Consider the following 23631-nt stretch of genomic DNA (forward strand, 5'->3'; position numbering starts at 1 on the left):
TATATGCATTTACATTTTACTCCGCGTCAAATTGTGGAAAAATTAGATCAATACATTATCGGTCAAAAGGATGCGAAGAAAGCGGTTGCTGTAGCTTTAAGAAATCGATACCGCCGAAGTAAATTAGCTGAAAATCTACGTGATGAAATTGCACCTAAAAATATTTTAATGATTGGACCGACAGGTGTTGGTAAAACAGAGGTAGCACGACGAATGGCGAAACTCGTTGGAGCACCTTTTATTAAGGTTGAAGCTACGAAATTTACAGAAGTTGGATATGTAGGTAGAGATGTAGAATCGATGGTACGTGACCTTGTGGAAACGTCAGTTCGCATTGTGAAAGAAGAAATGGTAGTAAAAGTACAAGACAAAGCAGAAGAACAAGCGAACCAACGTCTTGTTGAAATTTTAGTGCCGAGTCCGGAGAAGCAATCTGGATTTAAAAACCCATTAGAAATGCTATTTGGTGGCACCCAAAATTCGAATCAAACAACAGATTCACAGGAAGATGTTGAAATTGAAAAGAAACGTCAAGATGTGGAAAGAAAGCTTGCTGCGGGGCTTCTTGAAGATGAAATTGTATCGATTGAAGTGACTGAACAACAGTCTTCTATGTTCGATATGTTGCAAGGAACTGGCATGGAACAAATGGGGATGAATTTCCAAGATGCATTAGGAAGTTTTATGCCGAAAAAAACAAAAAAACGTAAACTTTCTGTAAAAGAAGCAAGAAAAGTCTTGACAAATGAGGAAGCACAGCGCTTAATTGATATGGATGAAGTTACACAAGAGGCTGTTTATCGTGCTGAACAGCTCGGGATTATTTTTATCGATGAAATTGACAAAATTGCTGGTAAGCAGTCGAATAGCGTAGATGTATCACGTGAAGGTGTGCAACGTGACATTTTACCAATTGTAGAAGGATCAAATGTTGCGACAAAATACGGATCAGTAAAAACGGATTATATTTTATTCGTTGCAGCTGGAGCGTTTCATATGTCTAAACCGTCAGATTTGATTCCGGAATTACAAGGGAGATTTCCGATTCGAGTAGAATTAACAAAATTATCGACGGATGATTTTGTTAAAATATTAATCGAGCCTGACAATGCGTTAATTAAACAATATATTGCTTTATTAGCGACTGAAGGTATAGAAATTGAATTTTCAGACGAAGCTATTCGTAAGATTGCTGAGATTGCTTATCAAGTTAATCAGGATACAGATAATATTGGAGCAAGAAGACTTCATACGATTATGGAGAAGCTCCTTGAAGATTTATCGTTTGAAGCATCTGAAATTACGTTAGAGAAAATAACGATAACGCCTCAATACGTTGAGGAAAAATTAGCAACGATTGCTAAAAATAAAGATGTGAGCCAGTTTATTTTGTAATAGTGTCATCAGGTGACTCGCCCTAGTTTCCAAGTGATGAAAAAATATGTGAGTAACATGTAGGAGGAACTTTTGAAATGGAATTATTAGCAAAAACAAGAAAATTAAATGCGTTATTACAGAGCGCAGCAGGAAAGCCTGTAAACTTTAGAGAAATGTCTGACACAATGTGTGAAGTAATCGAAGCGAACGTATTCGTAGTAAGCCGTCGTGGTAAATTACTAGGTTATGCAATTCACCAACAAATCGAGAATGAGCGTATGAAACAAATGCTTGCAGAACGTCAATTCCCAGAAGAGTATACACAAAGCTTATTCAATATTACAGAAACATCTTCAAACTTAGATGTAAACAGTGCTTACACAGCATTCCCAGTAGAAAATAAAGAATTATTTGGTCAAGGTTTAACTACAATCGTACCGATCGTTGGTGGCGGTGAGCGTCTAGGTACATTAGTTTTAGCTCGTCTTGGTCAAGAGTTCTTAGATGATGATTTAATTCTTGCTGAGTACAGCTCAACTGTTGTAGGTATGGAAATTTTACGTGAAAAAGCAGAAGAAATCGAAGAAGAAGCACGTAGCAAAGCTGTTGTTCAAATGGCGATCAGCTCATTATCTTACAGTGAGTTAGAAGCAATCGAGCACATCTTCGAAGAATTAAACGGAACAGAAGGTTTACTTGTTGCAAGTAAAATTGCTGACCGCGTAGGAATCACTCGTTCGGTAATCGTAAATGCACTTCGTAAATTAGAAAGTGCTGGTGTAATTGAGTCGCGTTCTTTAGGTATGAAAGGAACATACATTAAAGTATTAAACGACAAATTCTTACATGAACTTGCTAAATTAAAAACAAACTAATTTATAAAACTCTCCTCATTCTTTGAGGGGAGTTTTTTTGTGTATAACAGATTGATGTTGTTAGCAAATAGAGTCATAATCCCATTTTTGTGAAAAACTATGAATTGCATTTTACTTTTTTGCTTAAAAGAAATGCAGGTTGGTAATACTAGAATTCGAGTATGAACAAAGAAAGTTTTACATTGTTCGCATTTTCGACTTGATTGTAATATTTCAGTATGATATAGTAAGCAGTGGTGTCAGTACAAAGTACACACGTTTACTGATTTAAGTGTTGGTGCTACGTTTGTAGTTTCGCTTAGAGATGAAGTAAACGGAGGATATCAAAAACCATTTAGGAGGAACTATATTATGTCAGTAATTTCTATGAAGCAATTGCTTGAAGCTGGTGTTCATTTCGGACATCAAACTCGTCGTTGGAACCCAAAAATGAAGCGTTACATTTTCACAGAGCGTAACGGTATCTACATCATCGACTTACAAAAAACTGTGAAAAAAGTTGAGGAAGCTTTCAAAGTTATGCGTGACATCGCTGCTGAAGGCGGAGACATCTTATTCGTAGGTACTAAAAAACAAGCACAAGAAGCTATTAAAGAAGAAGCAACTCGTGCTGGTATGTACTTCGTTAACCAACGTTGGTTAGGTGGAACTTTAACTAACTTCCAAACAATCCAAAAGCGTATCAAGCGTCTTAAAGACATCGAAAGAATGCAAGAAGATGGTACTTTCGAAGTACTACCTAAGAAAGAAGTTGTTCAACTTAAAAAAGAGTTAGAGCGTCTTGAGAAATTCTTAGGCGGTATTAAAGATATGAAAGGTCTTCCAAGTGCATTATTCGTAGTAGACCCTCGTAAAGAGCGTATTGCAGTTGCTGAAGCACGCAAATTACACATTCCAATCATCGGTATCGTTGATACAAACTGTGATCCAGACGAAATCGATCACGTTATCCCAGCAAACGATGATGCAATTCGTGCTGTAAAACTTCTTACATCTAAAATGGCAGACGCGATCCTTGAAGCAAAACAAGGTGAAGAAACTGTTACTGCGTAACAAAGTTGGAAAGGTGATAAGGGGTTCGGCCTTTTATCACCTTTTTTAAGGTATAAACACCTTTATAAAAGGTATAAATACATATTTTAGGAGGATGAAAAGTATGGCAATCACTGCACAAATGGTAAAAGAATTACGTGAAAAAACTGGCGCAGGTATGATGGACTGCAAAAAAGCTTTAACAGAAACTAACGGCGACATGGAGAAGGCAATTGACTTCTTACGTGAAAAAGGTATCGCGAAAGCTGCTAAAAAAGCAGACCGCATCGCTGCTGAAGGTTTAACTTTCATCGAAACAAACGGTAACGACGGTTTAATCTTAGAATTAAACTCTGAAACTGATTTCGTTGCGAAAAACGAAGGTTTCCAAACATTAATTAAAGAATTAGCTGCTCACTTATTAGCTAACAAACCAGCTAACGTTGAAGAAGCTATGGCTCAAACAATGGAAAACGGCAAAAAAGTAGAAGAGCACATCAACGAAGCAATCGCTAAAATTGGTGAAAAACTTACACTTCGTCGTTTCGAAATCGTATCAAAAACTGATGCAGATGCATTCGGCGCTTACCTACACATGGGTGGACGCATTGGTGTACTAACAGTTCTTGAAGGTTCTACTGATGAAGCGGCTGCTAAAGATGTTGCAATGCACATCGCTGCAGTTAACCCTAAATACATCGACCGCGATGCTGTAACAGCTGAAGAAGTTGAGCATGAGCGTCAAGTATTAACACAACAAGCATTAAACGAAGGCAAGCCTGAAAAAATCGTTGCAAAAATGGTTGAAGGCCGTCTTGGCAAATTCTTCGAAGAAATTTGCTTACTTGACCAAGCATTCGTTAAAAACCCTGATATGAAAGTTCGTCAGTTCGTTGAGTCTAAAGGCGGAACATTAAAAGGATTCGTTCGCTACGCTGTTGGTGAAGGTATCGAAAAACGCGAAGACAACTTTGCTGAAGAAGTAATGAACCAAGTAAAAGGTAGTAACTAATACAGATTAGGGAACACATTGTGTTCCCTTTTTTAAAATAAAGATGTAAGCAATTGGAGGTTCATTATGAGTAAACCGAAATATAATCGTGTCGTTTTAAAGCTGAGTGGAGAAGCTTTAGCTGGCGAGCAAGGATTTGGAATTAACCCAGCTGTTATTAAATCAGTTGCGGAACAAGTGAAAGAAATTGCAGAACTTGATGTAGAGGTTGCTGTTGTTGTTGGTGGCGGTAACATTTGGCGTGGGAAAATTGGAAGTGAGATGGGCATGGATCGTGCAGGAGCAGATTACATGGGCATGTTAGCGACAGTTATGAATTCATTAGCTCTTCAAGATAGCTTGGAGAATATCGGAATTCAAACTCGCGTACAAACTTCAATTGAGATGCGTCAAGTGGCAGAGCCTTACATTCGTCGTAAAGCAGTTCGTCACTTAGAGAAGAAACGTGTTGTTATCTTTGCAGCAGGTACAGGTAATCCATACTTCTCTACAGATACAACAGCAGCATTACGTGCAGCAGAAATTGAAGCGGACGTAATTTTAATGGCGAAAAACAATGTAGATGGCGTATATAATGCGGATCCATCTATTGACCCAACAGCTACGAAATACGAAACGCTTACTTACTTAGATGTATTAAAAGAAGGTTTAGGTGTAATGGATTCTACAGCTTCTTCTCTATGTATGGATAATGATATTCCATTAATTGTATTCTCAGTTATGGAAAAAGGTAATATTAAACGTGCCGTTTTAGGTGAAAATATCGGAACAGTTGTAAGGGGGAAATAAATATGGGACAACAAGTATTAAAGTCTTCAAATGAAAAAATGGAAAAAGCAGTTGCTGCTTATTCTCGTGAATTAGCAACAGTTCGTGCTGGCCGTGCAAGCGCGTCTGTATTAGATAAAGTACAAGTTGATTACTATGGTGCACCAACACCAGTTGTGCAATTAGCGAACATTACAGTTCCAGAAGCACGTTTACTTGTAATTCAACCTTATGATAAAACTTCTATCGGTGATATCGAAAAAGCAATTTTAAAAGCAGATTTAGGCTTAAACCCTTCTAATGACGGAACTGTAATTCGTATTGCATTCCCTGCATTAACAGAAGAGCGTCGTCGTGATCTTGTAAAAGTTGTGAAAAAATATGCTGAAGAAGCAAAAGTTGCTGTTCGTAACGTACGTCGTGACGGTAACGACGATCTTAAAAAGCTTGAAAAAGCTGGCGAGATTACAGAAGATGATTTAAGAGGATATACTGAAGATATCCAAAAAGAAACAGATAAATATATTGCAAAAGTTGACGAAATCGCAAAAAACAAAGAAAAAGAAATCATGGAAGTGTAATAGCGATACCTTCGCAAATATGACCCTCTTCTTAAGGGGGTCTTTTTACACTTTTAGGCATACGTCTGCTTGCTGGAGGGTATGAATGATGTTTAAAAACTTTCCTTTTTTTAAAGGTAAAAAGGACACATCGTTTGATCATCTCGTTGAAGAAGTAAAAAAAGGATATATCCCAGAACATATTGCGATCATTATGGATGGTAATGGAAGATGGGCGAAGAGGAGAGCAATGCCTCGTATTGCGGGACATCATGAAGGTATGCAAGTTGTAAAGAAAATTACAAAATTTGCAAGTAAACTTAATGTGAAAGTGTTAACTCTCTATGCTTTTTCGACTGAGAACTGGAAAAGACCGAAAAAGGAAGTTGATTATTTAATGAAGCTTCCTGAAGAATTTTTAGGTACATTTTTACCAGAATTGATTGAAGAAAACGTACAAGTCCGAGTAATAGGGCAACAAGATCGTCTTCCTACGCATACACGCAGAGCGATGGAGAAGGCCATGGAAGAAACGAAAGAGAATACGGGATTAATTCTTAATTTCGCGTTAAACTATGGAAGTCGAGATGAAATCGTTTCTGCTGTGCAACATATGATGAAAGATAGTGAGGAAGGAAAGGTTCGTGTTGAAGATGTAAGTGAAGAAATGCTTTCTTCCTACTTAATGACGAGTTCTTTACCTGACCCAGAGTTGTTAATCCGTACGAGCGGAGAGCTACGTATTAGTAATTTCATGTTATGGCAAATTGCATATTCGGAATTTTGGTTTACAGATGTGTATTGGCCAGATTTTACCGAGGAACATTTGCTAAATGCGATTACAGACTTTCAACATAGAGGGCGCAGATTCGGAGGCGTGTAGAAAGAGAGGGTTTGGTAGTGAAACAGAGAATTATTACTGGAGTGGTTGCTGCCGCGCTATTCATTCCCATCGTAATTTACGGTGGCGTGCCTTTTACGGTTTTAGTGTATGCACTTGCTTCTATAGGTTTATATGAATTAATTCGTATGAATAAGCTTACGCTTATTTCAGTACCAACAGTTTTAGCTGCATTATTATTATGGATTATTTTAATTCCAAGTAGTGCATCGGAACTGTTTACTTGGATTGGATTAGGTAAATTAGAAATCACATTTGTGATTGTTTTATTACTTTTATCATATACAGTCCTTTCTAAGAATACATTTACTTTTGACAATGCTTCATTTTTACTAATGGCAACAACATATGTTGCAATGGGATTCTTATATCTGAATGAAACGAGGATATTAGGAATTAAATATGTATTTTGTGCATTATTTGTTATATGGGCTACTGATTCAGGCGCATATTTCGTAGGAAAAGCATTAGGAAAAAGAAAATTATGGCCAGAAATTAGTCCAAACAAAACGATTGAAGGTTCATTAGGTGGTATCGTTTGTGGAATTATTGTGGCACTTGTTTACAACATGTTCTTCCCAGTTGAATCGAATGTATTGATTTTAATTGCGCTGACAATTATCATTTCTATTTTTGGACAAATTGGTGATTTAGTACAATCTGCTTTTAAGCGTCATTATGGCGTAAAAGATTCAGGTACAATTTTACCTGGGCATGGTGGTATATTAGATCGAACAGATAGTTGGTTATTCGTTTTACCAATTCTCTACTTCTTATTACAATATAATTAATGAATGAACGAGGGGTTGGAATCATGAAAAACATTAGTTTATTAGGTGCAAGCGGATCAATTGGTACACAAACTTTAGATGTATTACGCTCGCACCCAGACCAATTCCGTCTCGTTGCTTTTTCTGTAGGGAAAAATATTGACTACGCAGTAAAGGTCATTCAAGAATTTTCTCCACAAATTGTCTCTGTGCAAAGAGAGGAAGATGTTTTAAAATTACAAGCTGTTTCTGGTAATACAAAAATTGTATATGGTAGTGAAGGGCTTTTAGAAGTAGCATTACATCCAGATGCGGAGATTGTAGTAAACGCTGTTGTAGGTAGCGTAGGGTTGTTACCAACACTTCGTGCAATTGAGGCGAAAAAAACAATTGGAATTGCAAACAAAGAAACGTTAGTAACTGCAGGGCATCTTGTAATGGAAGCAGCGCGAAAACATAATGTTTCGTTACTTCCAGTAGACAGTGAACATTCAGCTATTTTTCAATGCTTGAATGGTGAAAATGAAAAAAGAATTTCTCGACTAATTATAACGGCTTCTGGTGGAAGTTTCCGTGATAAAACGAGAGATGAATTGCATCATGTGACCGTAGAAGATGCGCTTCGACATCCAAACTGGTCAATGGGTTCGAAAATTACAATTGATTCTGCTACAATGATGAATAAGGGGCTAGAAGTAATTGAAGCACATTGGCTTTTTGGTATCCCTTATGAGCAAATCGATGTTGTTTTACATAAAGAAAGTATTATTCATTCTATGGTTGAATTTGAAGATCGTAGTGTGATGGCACAGCTTGGCTCACCTGATATGCGAGTACCAATTCAATACGCGCTTACATATCCTGATCGATTACCTCTTTCAGACACAAAGCAGTTAAACTTATGGGAAATAGGAACGTTGCATTTTGAGAAGATGAACCAAGAGCGTTTCCGTTGCCTACGTTTTGCGTATGAAGCTGGAAAAGCAGGTGGAAGTATGCCAGCTGTAATGAATGCAGCGAATGAAGTAGCTGTTGAAGCTTTTTTACAAAAGAGAATTGGTTTCTTAACAGTGGAAGACCTCATTGAAAAAGCAATGAACCATCACAATGTCATTGCACGTCCGAGCTTAGAGGAAATTCTGGAAATTGATGCAGCCACAAGACGGTTTGTGATGGAACAAATTTAGCAAAGGTGGTATGGAATTGAATACAGCGATTGCCTTTATATTAATTTTCGGTGCACTCGTATTTTTCCATGAGCTAGGGCATCTATATTTCGCAAAAAGAGCAGGTATTTTATGCCGCGAGTTTGCGATTGGTTTTGGTCCGAAAATATTCTCATTTGAAAAGAATGAAACGGTGTATACGATTCGATTACTGCCCCTTGGTGGCTATGTAAGAATGGCTGGCGAGGATGCAGACACAGTTGAGTTAAAGCCTGGGAAAAAGGTTGGCCTTGTATTAAATGCAAAAGACGAAGTTGCAAAATTAGTTTTTGATGGATATGAAAAGTATCCCAATGTTCGCGTTATCGAAGTCGAACAAGCTGATTTAGAGCATAATTTAACAATTTCGGGTTATGAAGAGTACGAGGAAGAGCTTCAAACATTCCGAGTGAACGAGAAGGCTCGTATTATTACTGCCGGTGAAGAAATTCAAATTGCTCCGTATAATAGGCAGTTTGGCTCTAAGAAATTAGGACAACGTGCGTTAACAATCTTTGCGGGCCCTGCAATGAACTTCATTTTAGCATTTGTTATTTTTGTGATTCTTGGATTTGTACAAGGTGTTCCTGTTGACAAACCAATGGTCGGAAAAGTGATGGAGAATAGTGCAGCAGAGCAAGCTGGATTAAAAGAAAATGATACAATTCAAGCTATTGATGGGAAAAACACAAGTACATGGAAAGATGTTGTTACCATTGTACGTGAAAATCCAAATAAAGAAATTACGTTACAAGTAAAGCGTGATAGTGAACAGTTTAATGTGAAAGTAACGCCAACGCTTGATAAAGAAGGTAAAGAAGAAGTTGGTAGAATTGGTGTTTACTCTCCTGTAGAGAAAACAGTGATGGGTTCTATTAAATCAGGTTTTGAACAAACATACCAATGGACGAAACTAATTTTTGAGTCTCTTGTGAAATTAGTAACTGGTCAATTCTCTATTAATGAGTTGTCAGGTCCAGTAGGAATTTATAATCTAACAGATCAAGTTGTAGATTATGGATTTACGCGTGTTTTAAGTTTAGCAGCCGTTTTAAGTATTAACCTTGGTTTATTTAATTTACTACCAGTTCCTGCTTTAGACGGTGGACGTTTGTTCTTCTTCTTAATTGAGGCATTGCGTGGGAAACCAATTGATCGCCAAAAAGAAGGAATGGTTCACTTTATTGGTTTTGCATTATTAATGTTACTTATGTTAGTTGTAACTTGGAATGACATTCGTAAGTTTTTCTTGTAAAATAAAGTGAAACTTATAATGAAATAGAGCTCGTAGAATAAAATCCCTCACCTAACTCGAGGTGAGGGGTTTTCCTGCGTGTAAGAGTAAAATGAAGAGGTGCGAATAAATGAAACAAAGTATGGTATTCAGTCCTACATTACGTGAAGTTCCAGCTGATGCGGAGATTAAGAGTCATCAGTTATTACTTCGTGCAGGTTTTATGCGTCAAAATGCTTCTGGTATTTATAGTTTTCTACCATTTGGATTAAAAGTACTACACAAAGTAGAACGTATCGTTCGAGAAGAGATGGAGCGCGCAGGTGCCGTAGAATTATTAATGCCAGCGATGCAAGCTGCAGAATTATGGCAAGAGTCAGGTCGTTGGTATTCTTACGGATCTGAATTAATGCGTATGAAAGATCGTAACGCTCGTGAATTTGCATTAGGAGCGACACATGAAGAAGTAATTACAGATCTTGTACGTGATGAAGTGAAATCGTATAAAAAATTACCGTTAACATTATATCAAATTCAAACAAAATTCCGTGATGAACAAAGACCTCGTTTCGGTTTATTACGTGGAAGAGAGTTTCTAATGAAAGATGCATACTCTTTCCATGCTACGCAAGAGAGCTTAGATGAAGTGTACGATCGCTTATACAAAGCATACTCTAACATCTTTGCTCGTTGTGGCTTGAATTACCGTGCGGTTATTGCTGATTCTGGAGCAATGGGTGGAAAAGATACACATGAATTTATGGTATTATCTGATGTTGGTGAAGATACAATTGCATACTCTGATACATCTGATTATGCAGCGAACATCGAAATGGCTCCTGTTGTAGCTACGTATACGAAGAGTGACGAAGCAGAAAAAGAGCTTGAAAAAGTAGCAACACCAGACCAAAAAGCAATTGAAGAAGTATCTGCATTCTTAAACATCGAAGCTGACAAGTGCATTAAGTCTATGGTATTTAAAGTAGATGAGAAATTAGTAGTGGTACTTGTTCGTGGTGATCATGAAGTAAATGATGTAAAAGTGAAAAATGTATACGGTGCTTCAGTTGTTGAGCTTGCCTCTCATGAAGAAGTAAAAGAATTATTAAATTGTGAAGTTGGTTCATTAGGACCGATTGGTGTAAATGGTGATATCGAAATTATCGCTGATCACGCTGTAGCATCAATTGTCAACGGATGTTCAGGAGCGAACGAAGAAGGATTCCATTATGTAAATGTAAATCCAGAACGTGACTTTAAAGTAAGTCAATATACGGATTTACGCTTCATTCAAGAAGGAGACCAATCTCCAGACGGAAACGGGACAATTCTTTTCGCACGCGGAATTGAAGTTGGTCATGTATTCAAATTAGGAACTCGTTATAGTGAAGCAATGAACGCAACATTCCTAGATGAAAACGGAAAAACACAACCACTTATTATGGGTTGTTACGGCATTGGTGTGTCTCGTACAGTGGCAGCAATTGCAGAGCAGTTTAATGATGAGAACGGTTTAGTTTGGCCAAAAGCTGTAGCACCGTTCCATGTGCATGTAATTCCAGTGAATATGAAATCTGATGCACAACGTGAAATGGGTGAAAACATCTACCACTCATTACAAGAGCAAGGATATGAAGTATTACTAGATGATCGTGCAGAACGTGCAGGTGTTAAATTTGCTGATGCTGATTTATTCGGCCTTCCAGTTCGCGTGACAGTTGGTAAAAAAGCAGACGAAGGTATTGTAGAAGTGAAAGTACGTGCTACAGGTGAGTCTGAAGAAGTAAAAGTAGAAGAACTTCAAACATATATTGCTAATATTTTAAAATAGGAAGAGGTACCTCGTAATGAGGTACCTTCTCTTTCTTTGTAAACGTATTTTGTAAAAGAAGAAGGGAGAAATCTTTCTTTGTAGTACGTTTCAATTTATAATAGCAAATGGAAGGAGAGTGCTTATGTCTTTAACAAATGAACAAAAAGAGCGATTTCAAATTTTGCTCCAGCAGTTGCAAATACCAGACGACCTTATAAATCAATATTTACAAGGCGGTGGTATTGAAAGGCTCGTTATCGATAAAGCGAATAAAAGTTGGCATTTTAATTTACAAGTGCCACGTATTTTGCCTACAGAATTATATGAATTGCTAGAAACAAAGCTTAAGCAATCATTTTCTCATATTGCAAGAACAACATTTGCATTAGAAACAGAGAATAAACAATTTACTGAAGAAGAAGTGAGGGCGTATTGGCCACTTTGTACGGAACGAATTACATTTTCACCTATGTTTGCTTATTTAAAGAAGCAGCTTCCGCAGGTCAATGGAGTGAAGTTACTTATAAATGTGAATAATGAGCTGGAATCTACTGCTTTAAAGAAAAACGTTGCAAAACCAGTAGGGGATCAATACGAGGCTTTCGGATTCCCGCGTTTCCAGTTAGACACACATATACAGCAAAATACAGAAGAAATGCAAAAGTTTCGTGAGCAAACGCAACAAGAAGACCGTGAGCGTGTTATACAAGCTATGGAAGAAATGGCAAAGAAGCAAGCTGAAGAAAGCAGCGTTGTGCATGAAGGACCGATTACACTTGGGTATCTTATTAAGCCAGATGAAGAGATTACACCGATGCGAGAAATTCAAGATGAAGAAAGAAGAAAAACAGTTCAAGGATATGTCTTCCATGTGGAAACAAAAGAACTTCGTAGTGGACGTACGTTATTAACTTTAAAAATAACGGATTATACAGATTCTATTATGATCAAAATGTTCTCACGTGATAAAGAAGATATTCCAATGCTACAATCCTTGAAAAAAGGAATGTGGGTGAAGGCTCGTGGTTCTGTCCAAAATGATACATTTGTTCGAGATTTAGTAATGATTGCAAATGATATTAATGAAATAACAGGACCGTCTCGTAAAGATAAAGCACCAGAAGGTGAAAAAAGAGTAGAGCTTCATCTTCATACTCCAATGAGTCAAATGGATGCTGTTACTCCAGTTTCTAAGCTTGTTGCTCAAGCTGGTAAATGGGGACATGAGGCTATTGCGGTTACAGACCATGCTGTGGCTCAGTCGTTCCCGGAAGCATATTCTGCGGGGAAAAAGGCTGGAGTTAAAGTTATATATGGTGTGGAAGCAAACTTAGTGAATGACGGAGTACCAATTGCTTATAATGAAGAACATCGTTTACTGGCTGATGAAACATATGTTGTTTTTGACGTTGAGACGACAGGTTTATCAGCTGTGTATGATACAGTTATTGAGTTAGCTGCCGTAAAAGTAAAAGGTGGCGAAATTATTGACCGCTTTGAATCTTTTGCAAATCCACATCAACCATTATCGGCAACAATCATTGAGTTAACAGGTATTACAGATGATATGTTGACCGACGCACCAGAAGTAGACGAAGTGTTTAAAAAGTTTGAGGAATGGATGGGTGACCATACACTTGTTGCTCATAACGCAAGTTTCGATATGGGCTTTATTAATGTAGGATTCAAAAAAGCTGGTTTAGAAAAAACGAAAAATCCGGTAATAGATACGTTAGAGCTTGCAAGATTCTTATTCCCAGAAATGAAAAATCATCGTTTAAATACGTTATGTAAAAAGATGGACATTGAATTAACTCAGCATCACCGTGCGATTTATGATACAGAAGCAACGGGATATTTACTAGTGAAAATGTTAAAAGATGTAATTGAAAAAGGTTTTGAATATCACGATCAATTAAACGATAGTATGGGACAAGGGGATGCATATAAGCGCGGGCGTCCAAGTCATATGACATTACTTGCTACATCGGATGTTGGATTGAAAAATTTATATAAACTTGTTTCATATTCTCATCTAAATTACTTTTACCGTGTACCACGAGTACCAAGATCACTATTAAAAAAATATCGTGAAGGTATTCTAGTAGGAACAGCTTGTGATAAAGGTGAAGTATTTGAGGCAATGATGCAAAAAGCTCCTGAAGAGGTAGAAGAAATTGCGCAGTTCTACGATTACATTGAAGTAATGCCACCAGAAGTGCTACGTCATTTAGTAGAGCGTGAACTTGTTCGGGATGAGGGGCAATTAAAAACAATTATTTCGAACTTAGTAAAACTAGGTGAGACGTTAGATAAACCAGTTGTTGCTACTGGAAACGTGCATTACTTAGATCCAGAAGATGCAATGTATCGCAAAATTTTAGTTAGTTCGCAGGGCGGAGCCAATCCGTTAAACCGACATTCATTACCACCTGTACATTTCCGTACAACCGATGAAATGTTAGAGTGTTTCTCATTCTTAGGTGAAGACGTAGCGAAAGAAATTGTCGTAACGAATACACAAAAGATTGCATCATTAATTGGCGATGTTCATCCAGTAAAAGATGATCTATACACACCGAAAATTGAAGGTGCAGATGATGAAACGCGTGATATGAGTTATAAAATGGCGCGTAGCATTTATGGTGAAGAGTTACCTGAAATTGTAGAAGCGCGTTTAGAAAAAGAATTAAAAAGTATCATCGGGCATGGATTCGCCGTAATTTATTTAATTTCACATAAGCTTGTGAAAAAATCGTTAGTAGATGGATATCTAGTAGGTTCGCGTGGATCGGTAGGTTCATCATTCGTTGCAACGATGATGGAAATTACAGAAGTAAATCCATTACCACCACACTATGTATGTCCGAAATGTAAGCAATCAGAATTCTTTAATGATGGTTCTGTAGGTTCTGGTTTTGACTTACCGGATAAAGAATGTCCAACTTGTAATATTCCATATGTAAAAGATGGACATGACATTCCGTTCGAAACGTTCCTTGGATTTAAAGGAGATAAGGTACCCGATATCGATTTGAATTTCTCCGGGGAATACCAACCACGTGCCCATAACTATACGAAAGTACTATTCGGTGAAGATTATGTATATCGTGCAGGAACGATTGGTACAGTTGCGGAAAAAACTGCTTATGGATATGTAAAAGGTTATGCAAATGATCATAACTTAACGATTCGAAATGCAGAAATTGACCGCTTAGTAGCAGGATGTACCGGTGTAAAACGTACAACAGGGCAGCATCCAGGTGGTATTATCGTTGTGCCAGATTATATGGACATTTTTGATTTCTCACCGATACAGTATCCAGCAGATTCAATAGGTGCTGAGTGGAGAACGACACACTTTGACTTCCACTCTATTCATGATAATTTATTGAAGCTTGATATACTAGGACACGATGATCCGACAGTTATTCGTATGTTACAAGATTTAAGTGGTATTGATCCGAAAACAATCCCAACGGATGATCCAGAAGTAATGAAAATTTTCTCAGGGCCAGAATCGTTAGGCGTAACGGAAGAACAAATTAACTGTAAAACAGGTACACTTGGTATACCAGAGTTTGGTACGAAATTCGTAAGACAGATGTTAGAAGAGACGAAACCGACGACATTCTCAGAGTTAGTCCAAATTTCTGGATTATCACATGGTACGGACGTATGGCTTGGTAATGCAAACGAGTTAATTTATAACGGTACATGTACGCTGAGTGAAGTTATCGGTTGTCGTGATGACATCATGGTATATTTAATCTATCAAGGTTTAGACCCATCATTAGCCTTCAAAATCATGGAGTCAGTACGTAAAGGTAAAGGTGTACCAGAAGAATGGGAAGAGGACATGAAAAGTAATAATGTACCAGGTTGGTACATTGATTCATGTAAGAAGATTAAGTACATGTTCCCGAAAGCCCATGCGGCTGCTTACGTACTTATGGCCGTGCGTATCGCATACTTTAAAGTGCATTTCGCGCTTTTATTCTATGCGGCATACTTTACGGTTCGTGCAGATGACTTTGACGTAGAAGCGATGGCAAAAGGTTCAGCATCTATACGTGCAAGAATTGATGAAATTGCGCAAAAAGGTTTAGATGCAGCACCGAAAGAGAAGAGTTTATTGACTGTACTAGAAATGACACTTGAAATGTGTGAGCGTGGATACTCATTCCAAAAGGTGGATTTATATCGCTCACATGCAACAGACTTTATTATTGATGGAGACTCATTAATCCCTCCATTTAATGCGGTGCCTGGTCTTGGTACAAACGCAGCTTTAAGTATTGTGGAAGCACGTAAAAATGGAGAATTCTTATCAAAAGAAGACTTGCAGCAGCGTAGTAAGGTTTCGAAAACAATTATTGAGTATTTAGATAGTCAAGGTTGTTTAGGTGATTTGCCGGATCAAAACCAGTTATCGCTGTTCTGATAGGTAGGAAAAGTCTTTGCAAATCAACATTTGGTATGGTATACTATTAACCGAGATAACCATGTCATGTATATTGTGTGAAAAGAAGAGTGGGGAAACCCACTCTTTCGTGTTACTATCTACATTTTATTGATGTGGAGAGGTAAGAAATTTCTGTCGTATATACATATTTTGTTACAAGTTTTACTTCTTAAATTTGGTAATACTAAGACAGATATTCCCTGCTTAACGGCAGGGGCTTTTGTTAGCTAACGAGAAAGAATAAGATAGACCGTTCTATGGACGGGGTCTTTTCTTGTGAATGGTACATGGCGGCAGGAAGGAGGCTGTTTATGGATAAGAAAGTCACAGAAGTTGTAGAAGCATTTGCGCAGCCAATCGTTGAAGAGTTAAATCTTGAACTTGTAGATGTAGAGTATGTGAAAGAAGGACAAGACTGGTTCTTACGCGTATTCATCGATTCTGAAAAGGGAGTCGACATTGAAGAATGCGGTGCGGTGAGTGAACGTTTAAGCGAAGCTTTAGATAAAGAGGATCCAATTCCTCATCTTTACTTTTTGGATGTGTCATCTCCTGGAGCAGAACGTCCATTAAAGAAAGAGAAAGACTTCCAGCAAGCGGTAGGAAAACAAGTGGCAATTAAAACATATGAGCCGATTGATGGTGAAAAGATGTTTGAAGGAAAAATGCTTTCCTACGATGGTACTACAATTACACTATTATTAACAATTAAAACACGTAAAAAAGAAATCCAAATTCCAATGGACAAAGTTGCAAATGCGCGACTTGCTGTTACGTTTTAGTTAGAAGGGGGATCTTCATGAGCACTGAGTTGTTAGATGCCTTGCTCGTATTAGAGTCAGAAAAAGGAATTAGCAAAGATATTATTATTGATGCGATTGAAGCAGCGTTAATCTCTGCTTATAAACGCAATTTTAACCAAGCACAAAACGTTCGTGTGAGCTTTAACCCACAAGTGGGAACAATCCAAGTTTTAGCACGTAAAGACGTTGTTGATAATGTGTTTGATCCACGTCTTGAAATTTCTGTTGAAGAAGCAAGACAAATTAATCCAAACTATCAAGATGGTGACGTACTAGAAATTGAAGTAACACCAAAAGATTTCGGTCGTATTGCAGCACAAACTGCAAAACAAGTTGTAACACAACGAGTGCGTGAAGCTGAGCGTGGTGTTATTTACTCTGAGTTTAGTGACCGTGAAGAAGATATCATGGTTGGTATCGTACAACGTCAAGATGCTCGTTTCATTTATGTAAGCTTAGGAAAAGTAGAAGCTTTATTACCTGTAAGTGAGCAAATGCCAAACGAACAATACAAACCACATGATCGTATTCGCGTATTCATTACGAAAGTAGAAAAAACAACAAAAGGACCGCAAATTTACGTATCACGTACACATCCTGGTCTTTTAAAACGTTTATTCGAAATGGAAGTTCCTGAAATTTATGATGGAACGGTTGAAATTCGTTCTGTAGCACGTGAAGCAGGAGATCGTTCTAAAATCTCTGTACATGCAGAGAACATTGATGTTGATCCAGTAGGTTCTTGTGTAGGACCGAAAGGACAACGTGTACAACGCATTGTAGACGAACTAAAAGGTGAAAAGATTGACATCGTTCGCTGGTCAAATGATCCAGTAGAATATGTTGCCAATGCTTTAAGCCCATCACAAGTTGTGAAAGTACTTGTAGATGAAGAAGAAAAAGCAACAACTGTTGTTGTTCCAGACCACCAACTGTCATTAGCTATCGGTAAACGTGGACAAAATGCACGTCTTGCAGCTAAATTAACAGGTTGGAAAATTGATATTAAGAGTGAGTCTGATGCGAAACAACTTGGTATTGTAACAGAAGAAGATAGCGTAGTCGCATTCGGATTCGATTCTGTTGAAGACGAAATCGAATAGAGGTGATGAGTATGAGCAATCGAAAAGTTCCGTTACGAAAATGTGTTGCAACGCAAGAAATGAAATCAAAACGAGAGCTCGTTCGCATTGTTCGTTCCAAAGAGGGAGAAGTGTCTATTGATTTAACTGGAAAGAAATCAGGACGAGGTGCTTATTTATCAAAAGATAAAGAAAGCATTCTTCAAGCTCAAAAGAAAAATGTTTTGGAACATCATCTAAAAGCGAAAATCGACAGTTCTCTTTATGAAGAGCTTCTTGAGCTTGTTGAGAAGGAGTCGAAATAAGTGTCCGATTGGAAATCGTTTTTAGGACTAGCAAACCGGGCTCGAAAAATTATTTCGGGTGAAGAACTCGTTTTAAAGGAAGTACGAAGTGGCAAGGCAAAACTTGTGTTGCTCTCTGAGGATGCGTCAGTAAATACTACAAAGCGTATCACGGATAAAACGACGTACTACAACGTACCAATGAGAAAGGTCGAAAATCGACAACAATTAGGGCATGCGATTGGGAGAGATGAGCGAGTCGTTGTAGCTGTGTTAGATGAAGGCTTTGCGAAAAAGCTGCGTAGCATGCTCGATACAAATTACCGGGGGTGAAGGTATGAGTAAAATTCGAGTGCATGAATATGCGAAAAAACATAATATCTCAAGTAAAGATCTTATGACAAAACTAAAAGAAATGAATATCGAGGTTTCGAATCATATGACAATGTTAGACGATGAAGTAGTAAACAAATTAGATAATGAGTATCAAGCTGAAAAACCTTCTGTTGCAGATGAGTTTGAAGTAGAAGAAAAAGTTGTTCGTAGTAAAAAGAACAGCAATAAGAAAAAGAAAAAAGGCAAAGGAAACGAAGACAAGCGTCAAGAGAACTTTGCTGGAAGACAACAAACACAAACTGTAGAAACACCAGATAAAATTACTTTCTCTGGAAGCCTTACAGTAGGTGACCTTGCTAAGAAATTAAGCAAAGAGCCATCTGAAATTATTAAAAAGCTCTTCATGCTTGGAATTATGGCGACAATTAACCAAGACTTAGATAAAGATACAATTGAGTTAATTGCTAACGACTACGGTATTGAAGTAGAAGAAGAAGTAATTGTTAGCGAGACTGAGTTTGAAACATTCATCGATGAGCAAGATGATGAAGAGAACTTAAAAGAGCGTCCAGCTGTAGTTACAATCATGGGACACGTTGACCATGGTAAAACAACATTACTTGACTCTATCCGTAACTCTAAAGTAACTGCTGGCGAAGCAGGTGGAATTACTCAGCACATTGGTGCATACCAAGTTGAAGTAAATGACAAGAAGATTACATTCTTAGACACACCTGGTCATGCGGCGTTTACAACGATGCGTGCTCGTGGTGCACAAGTAACGGATATTACAATCCTTGTTGTTGCAGCTGATGACGGTGTTATGCCACAAACAGTTGAAGCAATTAACCATGCGAAAGCAGCAGGAGTACCAATTATTGTTGCTGTGAATAAAATGGATAAACCAGCTGCGAATCCTGATCGCGTAATGCAAGAACTAACAGAATATGAATTAGTTCCAGAAGCATGGGGTGGAGATACAATCTTCGTACCAATCTCAGCGATTCAAGGCGAAGGAATTGACAACTTACTAGAAATGATTCTTCTTGTGAGTGAAGTAGAAGAATATAAAGCAAATCCAAACCGCTATGCAACTGGTACTGTAATTGAAGCACAGCTTGATAAAGGTAAAGGAACTATCGCGACATTACTTGTTCAAAACGGTACGCTTCGAGTTGGAGACCCAATCGTTGTTGGTACTTCATTCGGACGTGTTCGTGCAATGGTAAGTGATATTGGTCGTCGTGTAAAAGTTGCTGGTCCATCAACTCCTGTTGAAATTACAGGTTTAAACGAAGTACCACAAGCGGGAGATCGTTTCATGGCATTCGCTGATGAGAAGAAAGCTCGTCAAATCGGTGAATCACGTGCACAGGAAGCGTTACTTGCTCAACGTGGTGAAAAATCTAAATTAAGCCTTGAAGATTTATTCCAACAAATCCAAGAGGGCGATGTAAAAGAAATTAACTTAATTGTGAAAGCAGACGTACAAGGTTCTGTAGAAGCAATGGCAGCATCACTTCGTAAAATTGATGTTGAAGGTGTTAAAGTTAAAATTATCCATACAGGCGTAGGTGCGATTACAGAATCTGATATCATTTTAGCTTCTGCATCTAATGCAATTGTAATTGGATTTAACGTACGCCCAGATGTGAATGCGAAGCGTACAGCTGAATTAGAGAACGTTGATATTCGTTTACACCGTATTATTTATAAAGTAATCGAAGAGATCGAAGCAGCGATGCAAGGTATGTTAGATCCAGAATTCGAAGAAAAAGTAATCGGTCAAGCAGAAGTACGTCAAACGTTTAAAGTAACAAAAGTTGGAACAATCGCAGGTTGTTACGTAACAGACGGTAAAATTACACGTGATAGTGGCGTGCGTATTATCCGTGATGGTGTAGTAATTTTCGAAGGACAACTTGATACGTTAAAACGTTTCAAAGACGACGTAAAAGAAGTTGCACAAAACTATGAGTGTGGTATTACAATTGAGAGATATAATGATCTTAAAGAAGGGGACATTATTGAAGCATACATTATGGAAGAAGTGAAGCGATGATAATCGCTTCACTCTCATTCGAGTGTATGATTTACGATGTGCATTCTTTAAAAGAGAAACGAGCAATTTTACAACGGGTGCTAACTCGAGTGAAGCAACGTTATAACGTAGCTGTTTCAGAAGTAGGGCATCAAGATGTATGGCAACGTACGGAAATTGCAATTGTTTCTGTATCCTCTAATCGTGTTATTTGTGAAAAAGAAATGAATCGTGTACTTGAGTACATCGATTCATTTCCTGAAATTGAACGTACGATAACACAATTGGAATGGTATTGAATGAGGTGAAGAGTTATGAAATTACGTGCAAACCGTGTAGGCGAGCAAATGAAAAAAGAGTTAGGCGACATCATCAGTCGTAAAATTAAAGATCCACGTGTCGGATTTGTTACTGTAACAGATGTACAAGTGAGTGGAGATTTACAAATTGCTACAGTGTATATTTCTGTTTTAGGTGATGAAGAACAGAAAGAAAATACACTAAAAGGTTTAGCGAAGGCAAAAGGCTTCATTCGTTCAGAAATTGGCCAACGTATTCGTCTTCGTAAAACGCCTGAAATTTCCTTTGAATTTGATGAGTCTATCGGATATGGTCATCGAATTGATACACTTTTACATCAAATTAATAAAGACGGTAAACGTGAAGAATAATGGATAGACATTTGTCTATCCATTTTTTCAATGTAAAATAAGTTTTAGGTAATGATTATGAAAGAATTACGATGAGGTGAACATATATGGAAGGTGTAGTATTATTACATAAGCCAAAAGGCATGACATCACACGATTGTGTATTTAAATTAAGAAAGATATTGCGTGAAAAACGAATTGGTCATACAGGAACATTAGATCCAGATGTAACAGGAGTATTGCCTATTTGTGTTGGGAGAGCAACGAAGATTGCACAATTTTTAACAAGTGAGACGAAAACATATGAAGGTGAAGTAACACTTGGATTTTCAACAACAACTGAAGATGCTTCTGGTGAAGTTGTGGAAACGAAACATGTAGATCGTGTTATTACTCGTAAGGAAGTAGAAGAGGCTCTTGCTGCATTAACAGGTACGATTGAACAAATGCCTCCGATGTTTTCGGCTGTAAAAGTTAACGGGAAAAAATTATATGAATATGCAAGAGCAGGACAAGAAGTTGAACGTCCAGTTCGTACAATTACAATTCATGAATTTGTATTACTAGATGACCGTGAAGTGTTTGAGGGAGAAACTATTTCATTCCGTTTCCGTGTAACGTGTAGTAAAGGAACATATGTAAGAACGTTAGCCGTAATGATTGGGGAAAAACTTGGTTTTCCATCACATATGTCTCACCTTGTAAGAACGGCTTCTGGTGAATTTTTATTAGAGGATTGCATATCATTTGAAGAAATTGAGGAAAACGTGCAAAATGGAACAGTAGAGTCTATCTTCATTTCAATTGATGAAGCATTAAGTAAATTCCCAAAAATGGTTGTAGATGAAAAGCAAGCAGAAAAAATAAAGAATGGTATGTTCTTAAAAAATGAATTGCAAATAACGGCGCCGTTTATAACAGTGTTTGATAAAAACGATCGCTGCCTTGCAATTTATGAGCACCATCCAAAGCACCCAGGTATGCTAAAGCCGATGAAAGTACTTGTGAATAATCAAGAACTAAAGCTATAATGAATTATTGGAAGGATTATTACAGAAAAAGGTGAATTCAAGCGTGAAACTTATTCATTTAACTCATCCACATGAACAAAATAAATTAGAATTACCACCTACTGTAATGGCATTAGGATTTTTTGATGGCATTCATTTAGGACATCAATGTGTGATTCGAACTGCGAAACAAATAGCGGATGAAAAGGGATATAAAAGTGCAGTTATGACATTTTATCCGCATCCATCTGTTGTTTTAGGTAAAAAAGAAGCGCATGCCGAGTATATTACACCAATGTGTGATAAAGAAAAAATAGTCGAGAGTTTAGGAATCGATATATTATATGTTGTTAAATTTGACGAATCATTTGCAGGCTTATTGCCGCAGCAATTTGTAGATGATTATATTATTGGTTTAAATGTAAAGCATGTAGTAGCAGGGTTTGATTATTCATATGGACGTTTAGGAAAAGGAAAGATGGAGACTTTACCATTTCATGCAAGAGGGGAGTTTACACAGACTGTGATTGAAAAAGTTGAATTTCAAGAAGAGAAAGTAAGTTCTACGGCATTACGAAAGTTAATTCGAAATGGCGAAATGGAGCAAATTCCATCTATTTTAGGTAGAGCATATACAGTAGGAGGAACGGTTGTACACGGTGATAAACGTGGACGTCAAATTGGTTTCCCAACAGCTAATGTAGGTTTAAGTGATGAGTATCTATTACCACCTGTAGGTGTTTATGCAGTGAGATTAAAAGTTCACGATGAATGGTACGACGGTGTATGTAATATTGGATATAAACCAACCTTTAAAGAAGATGAGCGCCAACTATCTATTGAAGTGCACTTATTTGAATTTAACAAAGACATATATGATCAAAATGTTACAGTAGAGTGGCATATGCGTATAAGAGAAGAGAAGAAATTCAATGGCATCGATGAGTTAGTTGAACAAATCGCAAAAGATAAGAAAACAGCACAAGAATATTTTGCGAACGAAAATAATATACTTGCTTTTTCAAATGAAAAGTAGTATTCTATGTTATGTACTTTATGACAACCATTGCTTGGCATTGCGACTCACCGACGCTTGCTAGGTAATCGGGGGTTTAATTAATAGGAGGTGAAATAGGATGGCTTTAACACAAGAGCGTAAAAATGAAATCATTGCACAATTTAGAACTCATGAGACTGATACTGGTTCTCCAGAGGTTCAAATTGCTGTCCTAACGGAGCAAATTAACACTCTAAACGAGCACTTACGTACTCACAAGAAAGATCATCATTCACGTCGTGGTCTATTAAAGATGGTTGGTAAACGTCGTAACTTACTAACTTACCTTCGTAATAGCGATATCACACGTTACCGTGAATTAATCACAAAGCTTGGCTTACGTCGATAGTCAAAGA

22 protein-coding genes are annotated in these 23631 nt (G+C 37.6%); all 22 read left to right on the plus strand.

Going from position 1 to position 23631, the window contains the following annotated elements:
- Positions 1-3: 3 nt before the first annotated feature.
- Positions 4-1395, plus strand: a complete 1392-nt coding sequence (hslU, locus tag RCJ96_RS05410) for an ATP-dependent protease ATPase subunit HslU (RefSeq protein WP_074606248.1) — start codon at positions 4-6, stop codon at positions 1393-1395.
- 77 nt (positions 1396-1472) lie between these two features.
- A complete protein-coding gene (gene codY, locus RCJ96_RS05415) occupies positions 1473-2252 on the plus strand; it encodes a GTP-sensing pleiotropic transcriptional regulator CodY (protein WP_000421288.1) in 780 nt (259 codons plus the stop codon).
- 351 nt (positions 2253-2603) lie between these two features.
- On the plus strand, positions 2604-3305 hold the full coding sequence (gene rpsB / locus RCJ96_RS05420) for a 30S ribosomal protein S2 (RefSeq protein ID WP_000111483.1): 702 nt from the start codon (positions 2604-2606) through the stop codon (positions 3303-3305).
- 103 nt (positions 3306-3408) lie between these two features.
- Positions 3409-4296 carry a translation elongation factor Ts gene (tsf, locus tag RCJ96_RS05425; protein ID WP_001018581.1) on the plus strand — a complete coding sequence of 296 codons (888 nt, stop codon included), beginning with the start codon at positions 3409-3411 and terminating at the stop codon, positions 4294-4296.
- 66 nt (positions 4297-4362) lie between these two features.
- A complete protein-coding gene (gene pyrH, locus RCJ96_RS05430) occupies positions 4363-5085 on the plus strand; it encodes a UMP kinase (RefSeq protein ID WP_000042663.1) in 723 nt (240 codons plus the stop codon).
- A 2-nt stretch (positions 5086-5087) separates the two neighbouring features.
- Positions 5088-5645 carry a ribosome recycling factor gene (gene frr, locus RCJ96_RS05435; RefSeq protein WP_000531503.1) on the plus strand — a complete coding sequence of 186 codons (558 nt, stop codon included), beginning with the start codon at positions 5088-5090 and terminating at the stop codon, positions 5643-5645.
- Between the two features lie 85 nt (positions 5646-5730).
- Positions 5731-6507 (plus strand): isoprenyl transferase, encoded by a 777-nt coding sequence (uppS, locus tag RCJ96_RS05440; RefSeq protein WP_000971301.1) that lies wholly within the window; start codon positions 5731-5733, stop codon positions 6505-6507.
- Positions 6508-6524: 17 nt separating this feature from the next.
- Positions 6525-7316, plus strand: a complete 792-nt coding sequence (gene cdsA, locus RCJ96_RS05445; RefSeq protein WP_000813581.1) for a phosphatidate cytidylyltransferase — start codon at positions 6525-6527, stop codon at positions 7314-7316.
- 23 nt (positions 7317-7339) lie between these two features.
- Positions 7340-8482, plus strand: a complete 1143-nt coding sequence (dxr, locus tag RCJ96_RS05450; protein WP_000790359.1) for a 1-deoxy-D-xylulose-5-phosphate reductoisomerase — start codon at positions 7340-7342, stop codon at positions 8480-8482.
- Positions 8483-8498: 16 nt separating this feature from the next.
- Positions 8499-9755, plus strand: coding sequence for an RIP metalloprotease RseP (gene rseP / locus RCJ96_RS05455; protein ID WP_001090229.1), 1257 nt, complete (start codon positions 8499-8501; stop codon positions 9753-9755).
- A 109-nt stretch (positions 9756-9864) separates the two neighbouring features.
- Entirely contained in the window at positions 9865-11565 is a 1701-nt protein-coding gene (locus tag RCJ96_RS05460) for a proline--tRNA ligase (RefSeq protein ID WP_242304502.1), read from the plus strand.
- A 124-nt stretch (positions 11566-11689) separates the two neighbouring features.
- Positions 11690-15991: a PolC-type DNA polymerase III gene (locus tag RCJ96_RS05465; protein ID WP_000059985.1), complete on the plus strand. Its 4302-nt coding sequence runs from the start codon at positions 11690-11692 to the stop codon at positions 15989-15991.
- Positions 15992-16323: 332 nt separating this feature from the next.
- A complete protein-coding gene (rimP, locus tag RCJ96_RS05470) occupies positions 16324-16794 on the plus strand; it encodes a ribosome maturation factor RimP (protein WP_000359097.1) in 471 nt (156 codons plus the stop codon).
- Between the two features lie 17 nt (positions 16795-16811).
- Positions 16812-17918 carry a transcription termination factor NusA gene (nusA, locus tag RCJ96_RS05475; protein ID WP_000102609.1) on the plus strand — a complete coding sequence of 369 codons (1107 nt, stop codon included), beginning with the start codon at positions 16812-16814 and terminating at the stop codon, positions 17916-17918.
- An 11-nt stretch (positions 17919-17929) separates the two neighbouring features.
- A complete protein-coding gene (gene rnpM / locus RCJ96_RS05480) occupies positions 17930-18202 on the plus strand; it encodes an RNase P modulator RnpM (RefSeq protein WP_000071128.1) in 273 nt (90 codons plus the stop codon).
- Positions 18203-18514 (plus strand): YlxQ family RNA-binding protein, encoded by a 312-nt coding sequence (locus RCJ96_RS05485; RefSeq protein WP_001286523.1) that lies wholly within the window; start codon positions 18203-18205, stop codon positions 18512-18514. It abuts the gene before it with no gap.
- 4 nt (positions 18515-18518) lie between these two features.
- Positions 18519-20579 carry a translation initiation factor IF-2 gene (gene infB, locus RCJ96_RS05490; protein WP_000036341.1) on the plus strand — a complete coding sequence of 687 codons (2061 nt, stop codon included), beginning with the start codon at positions 18519-18521 and terminating at the stop codon, positions 20577-20579.
- Positions 20576-20857, plus strand: coding sequence for a DUF503 domain-containing protein (locus RCJ96_RS05495; protein ID WP_000582364.1), 282 nt, complete (start codon positions 20576-20578; stop codon positions 20855-20857). Before infB ends, RCJ96_RS05495 begins: the two co-directional genes overlap by 4 nt.
- Before the next feature lie 15 nt (positions 20858-20872).
- Positions 20873-21229: a 30S ribosome-binding factor RbfA gene (gene rbfA, locus RCJ96_RS05500; RefSeq protein WP_000776442.1), complete on the plus strand. Its 357-nt coding sequence runs from the start codon at positions 20873-20875 to the stop codon at positions 21227-21229.
- 86 nt (positions 21230-21315) lie between these two features.
- Complete coding sequence (gene truB, locus RCJ96_RS05505; protein WP_074606242.1) at positions 21316-22239, plus strand: tRNA pseudouridine(55) synthase TruB; 924 nt, start codon at positions 21316-21318, stop codon at positions 22237-22239.
- A gap of 43 nt (positions 22240-22282) precedes the next feature.
- On the plus strand, positions 22283-23254 hold the full coding sequence (gene ribF, locus RCJ96_RS05510; RefSeq protein ID WP_000766710.1) for a bifunctional riboflavin kinase/FAD synthetase: 972 nt from the start codon (positions 22283-22285) through the stop codon (positions 23252-23254).
- 100 nt (positions 23255-23354) lie between these two features.
- A complete protein-coding gene (rpsO, locus tag RCJ96_RS05515; protein ID WP_001229392.1) occupies positions 23355-23624 on the plus strand; it encodes a 30S ribosomal protein S15 in 270 nt (89 codons plus the stop codon).
- Positions 23625-23631 lie beyond the last annotated feature (7 nt).

Source organism: Bacillus sp. BSL6 (assembly GCF_052928345.1).

Coding starts and splice junctions, on each gene's coding strand:
- hslU (WP_074606248.1), top strand. CDS start 4: ATGCATTTACATTTTACTCCGCGTCAAATTGTGGAAAAATTAGATCAA.
- codY (WP_000421288.1), top strand. CDS start 1,473: ATGGAATTATTAGCAAAAACAAGAAAATTAAATGCGTTATTACAGAGC.
- rpsB (WP_000111483.1), top strand. CDS start 2,604: ATGTCAGTAATTTCTATGAAGCAATTGCTTGAAGCTGGTGTTCATTTC.
- tsf (WP_001018581.1), top strand. CDS start 3,409: ATGGCAATCACTGCACAAATGGTAAAAGAATTACGTGAAAAAACTGGC.
- pyrH (WP_000042663.1), top strand. CDS start 4,363: ATGAGTAAACCGAAATATAATCGTGTCGTTTTAAAGCTGAGTGGAGAA.
- frr (WP_000531503.1), top strand. CDS start 5,088: ATGGGACAACAAGTATTAAAGTCTTCAAATGAAAAAATGGAAAAAGCA.
- uppS (WP_000971301.1), top strand. CDS start 5,731: ATGATGTTTAAAAACTTTCCTTTTTTTAAAGGTAAAAAGGACACATCG.
- dxr (WP_000790359.1), top strand. CDS start 7,340: ATGAAAAACATTAGTTTATTAGGTGCAAGCGGATCAATTGGTACACAA.
- RCJ96_RS05460 (WP_242304502.1), top strand. CDS start 9,865: ATGAAACAAAGTATGGTATTCAGTCCTACATTACGTGAAGTTCCAGCT.
- RCJ96_RS05465 (WP_000059985.1), top strand. CDS start 11,690: ATGTCTTTAACAAATGAACAAAAAGAGCGATTTCAAATTTTGCTCCAG.
- rimP (WP_000359097.1), top strand. CDS start 16,324: ATGGATAAGAAAGTCACAGAAGTTGTAGAAGCATTTGCGCAGCCAATC.
- nusA (WP_000102609.1), top strand. CDS start 16,812: ATGAGCACTGAGTTGTTAGATGCCTTGCTCGTATTAGAGTCAGAAAAA.
- rnpM (WP_000071128.1), top strand. CDS start 17,930: ATGAGCAATCGAAAAGTTCCGTTACGAAAATGTGTTGCAACGCAAGAA.
- infB (WP_000036341.1), top strand. CDS start 18,519: ATGAGTAAAATTCGAGTGCATGAATATGCGAAAAAACATAATATCTCA.
- RCJ96_RS05495 (WP_000582364.1), top strand. CDS start 20,576: ATGATAATCGCTTCACTCTCATTCGAGTGTATGATTTACGATGTGCAT.
- rbfA (WP_000776442.1), top strand. CDS start 20,873: ATGAAATTACGTGCAAACCGTGTAGGCGAGCAAATGAAAAAAGAGTTA.
- truB (WP_074606242.1), top strand. CDS start 21,316: ATGGAAGGTGTAGTATTATTACATAAGCCAAAAGGCATGACATCACAC.
- rpsO (WP_001229392.1), top strand. CDS start 23,355: ATGGCTTTAACACAAGAGCGTAAAAATGAAATCATTGCACAATTTAGA.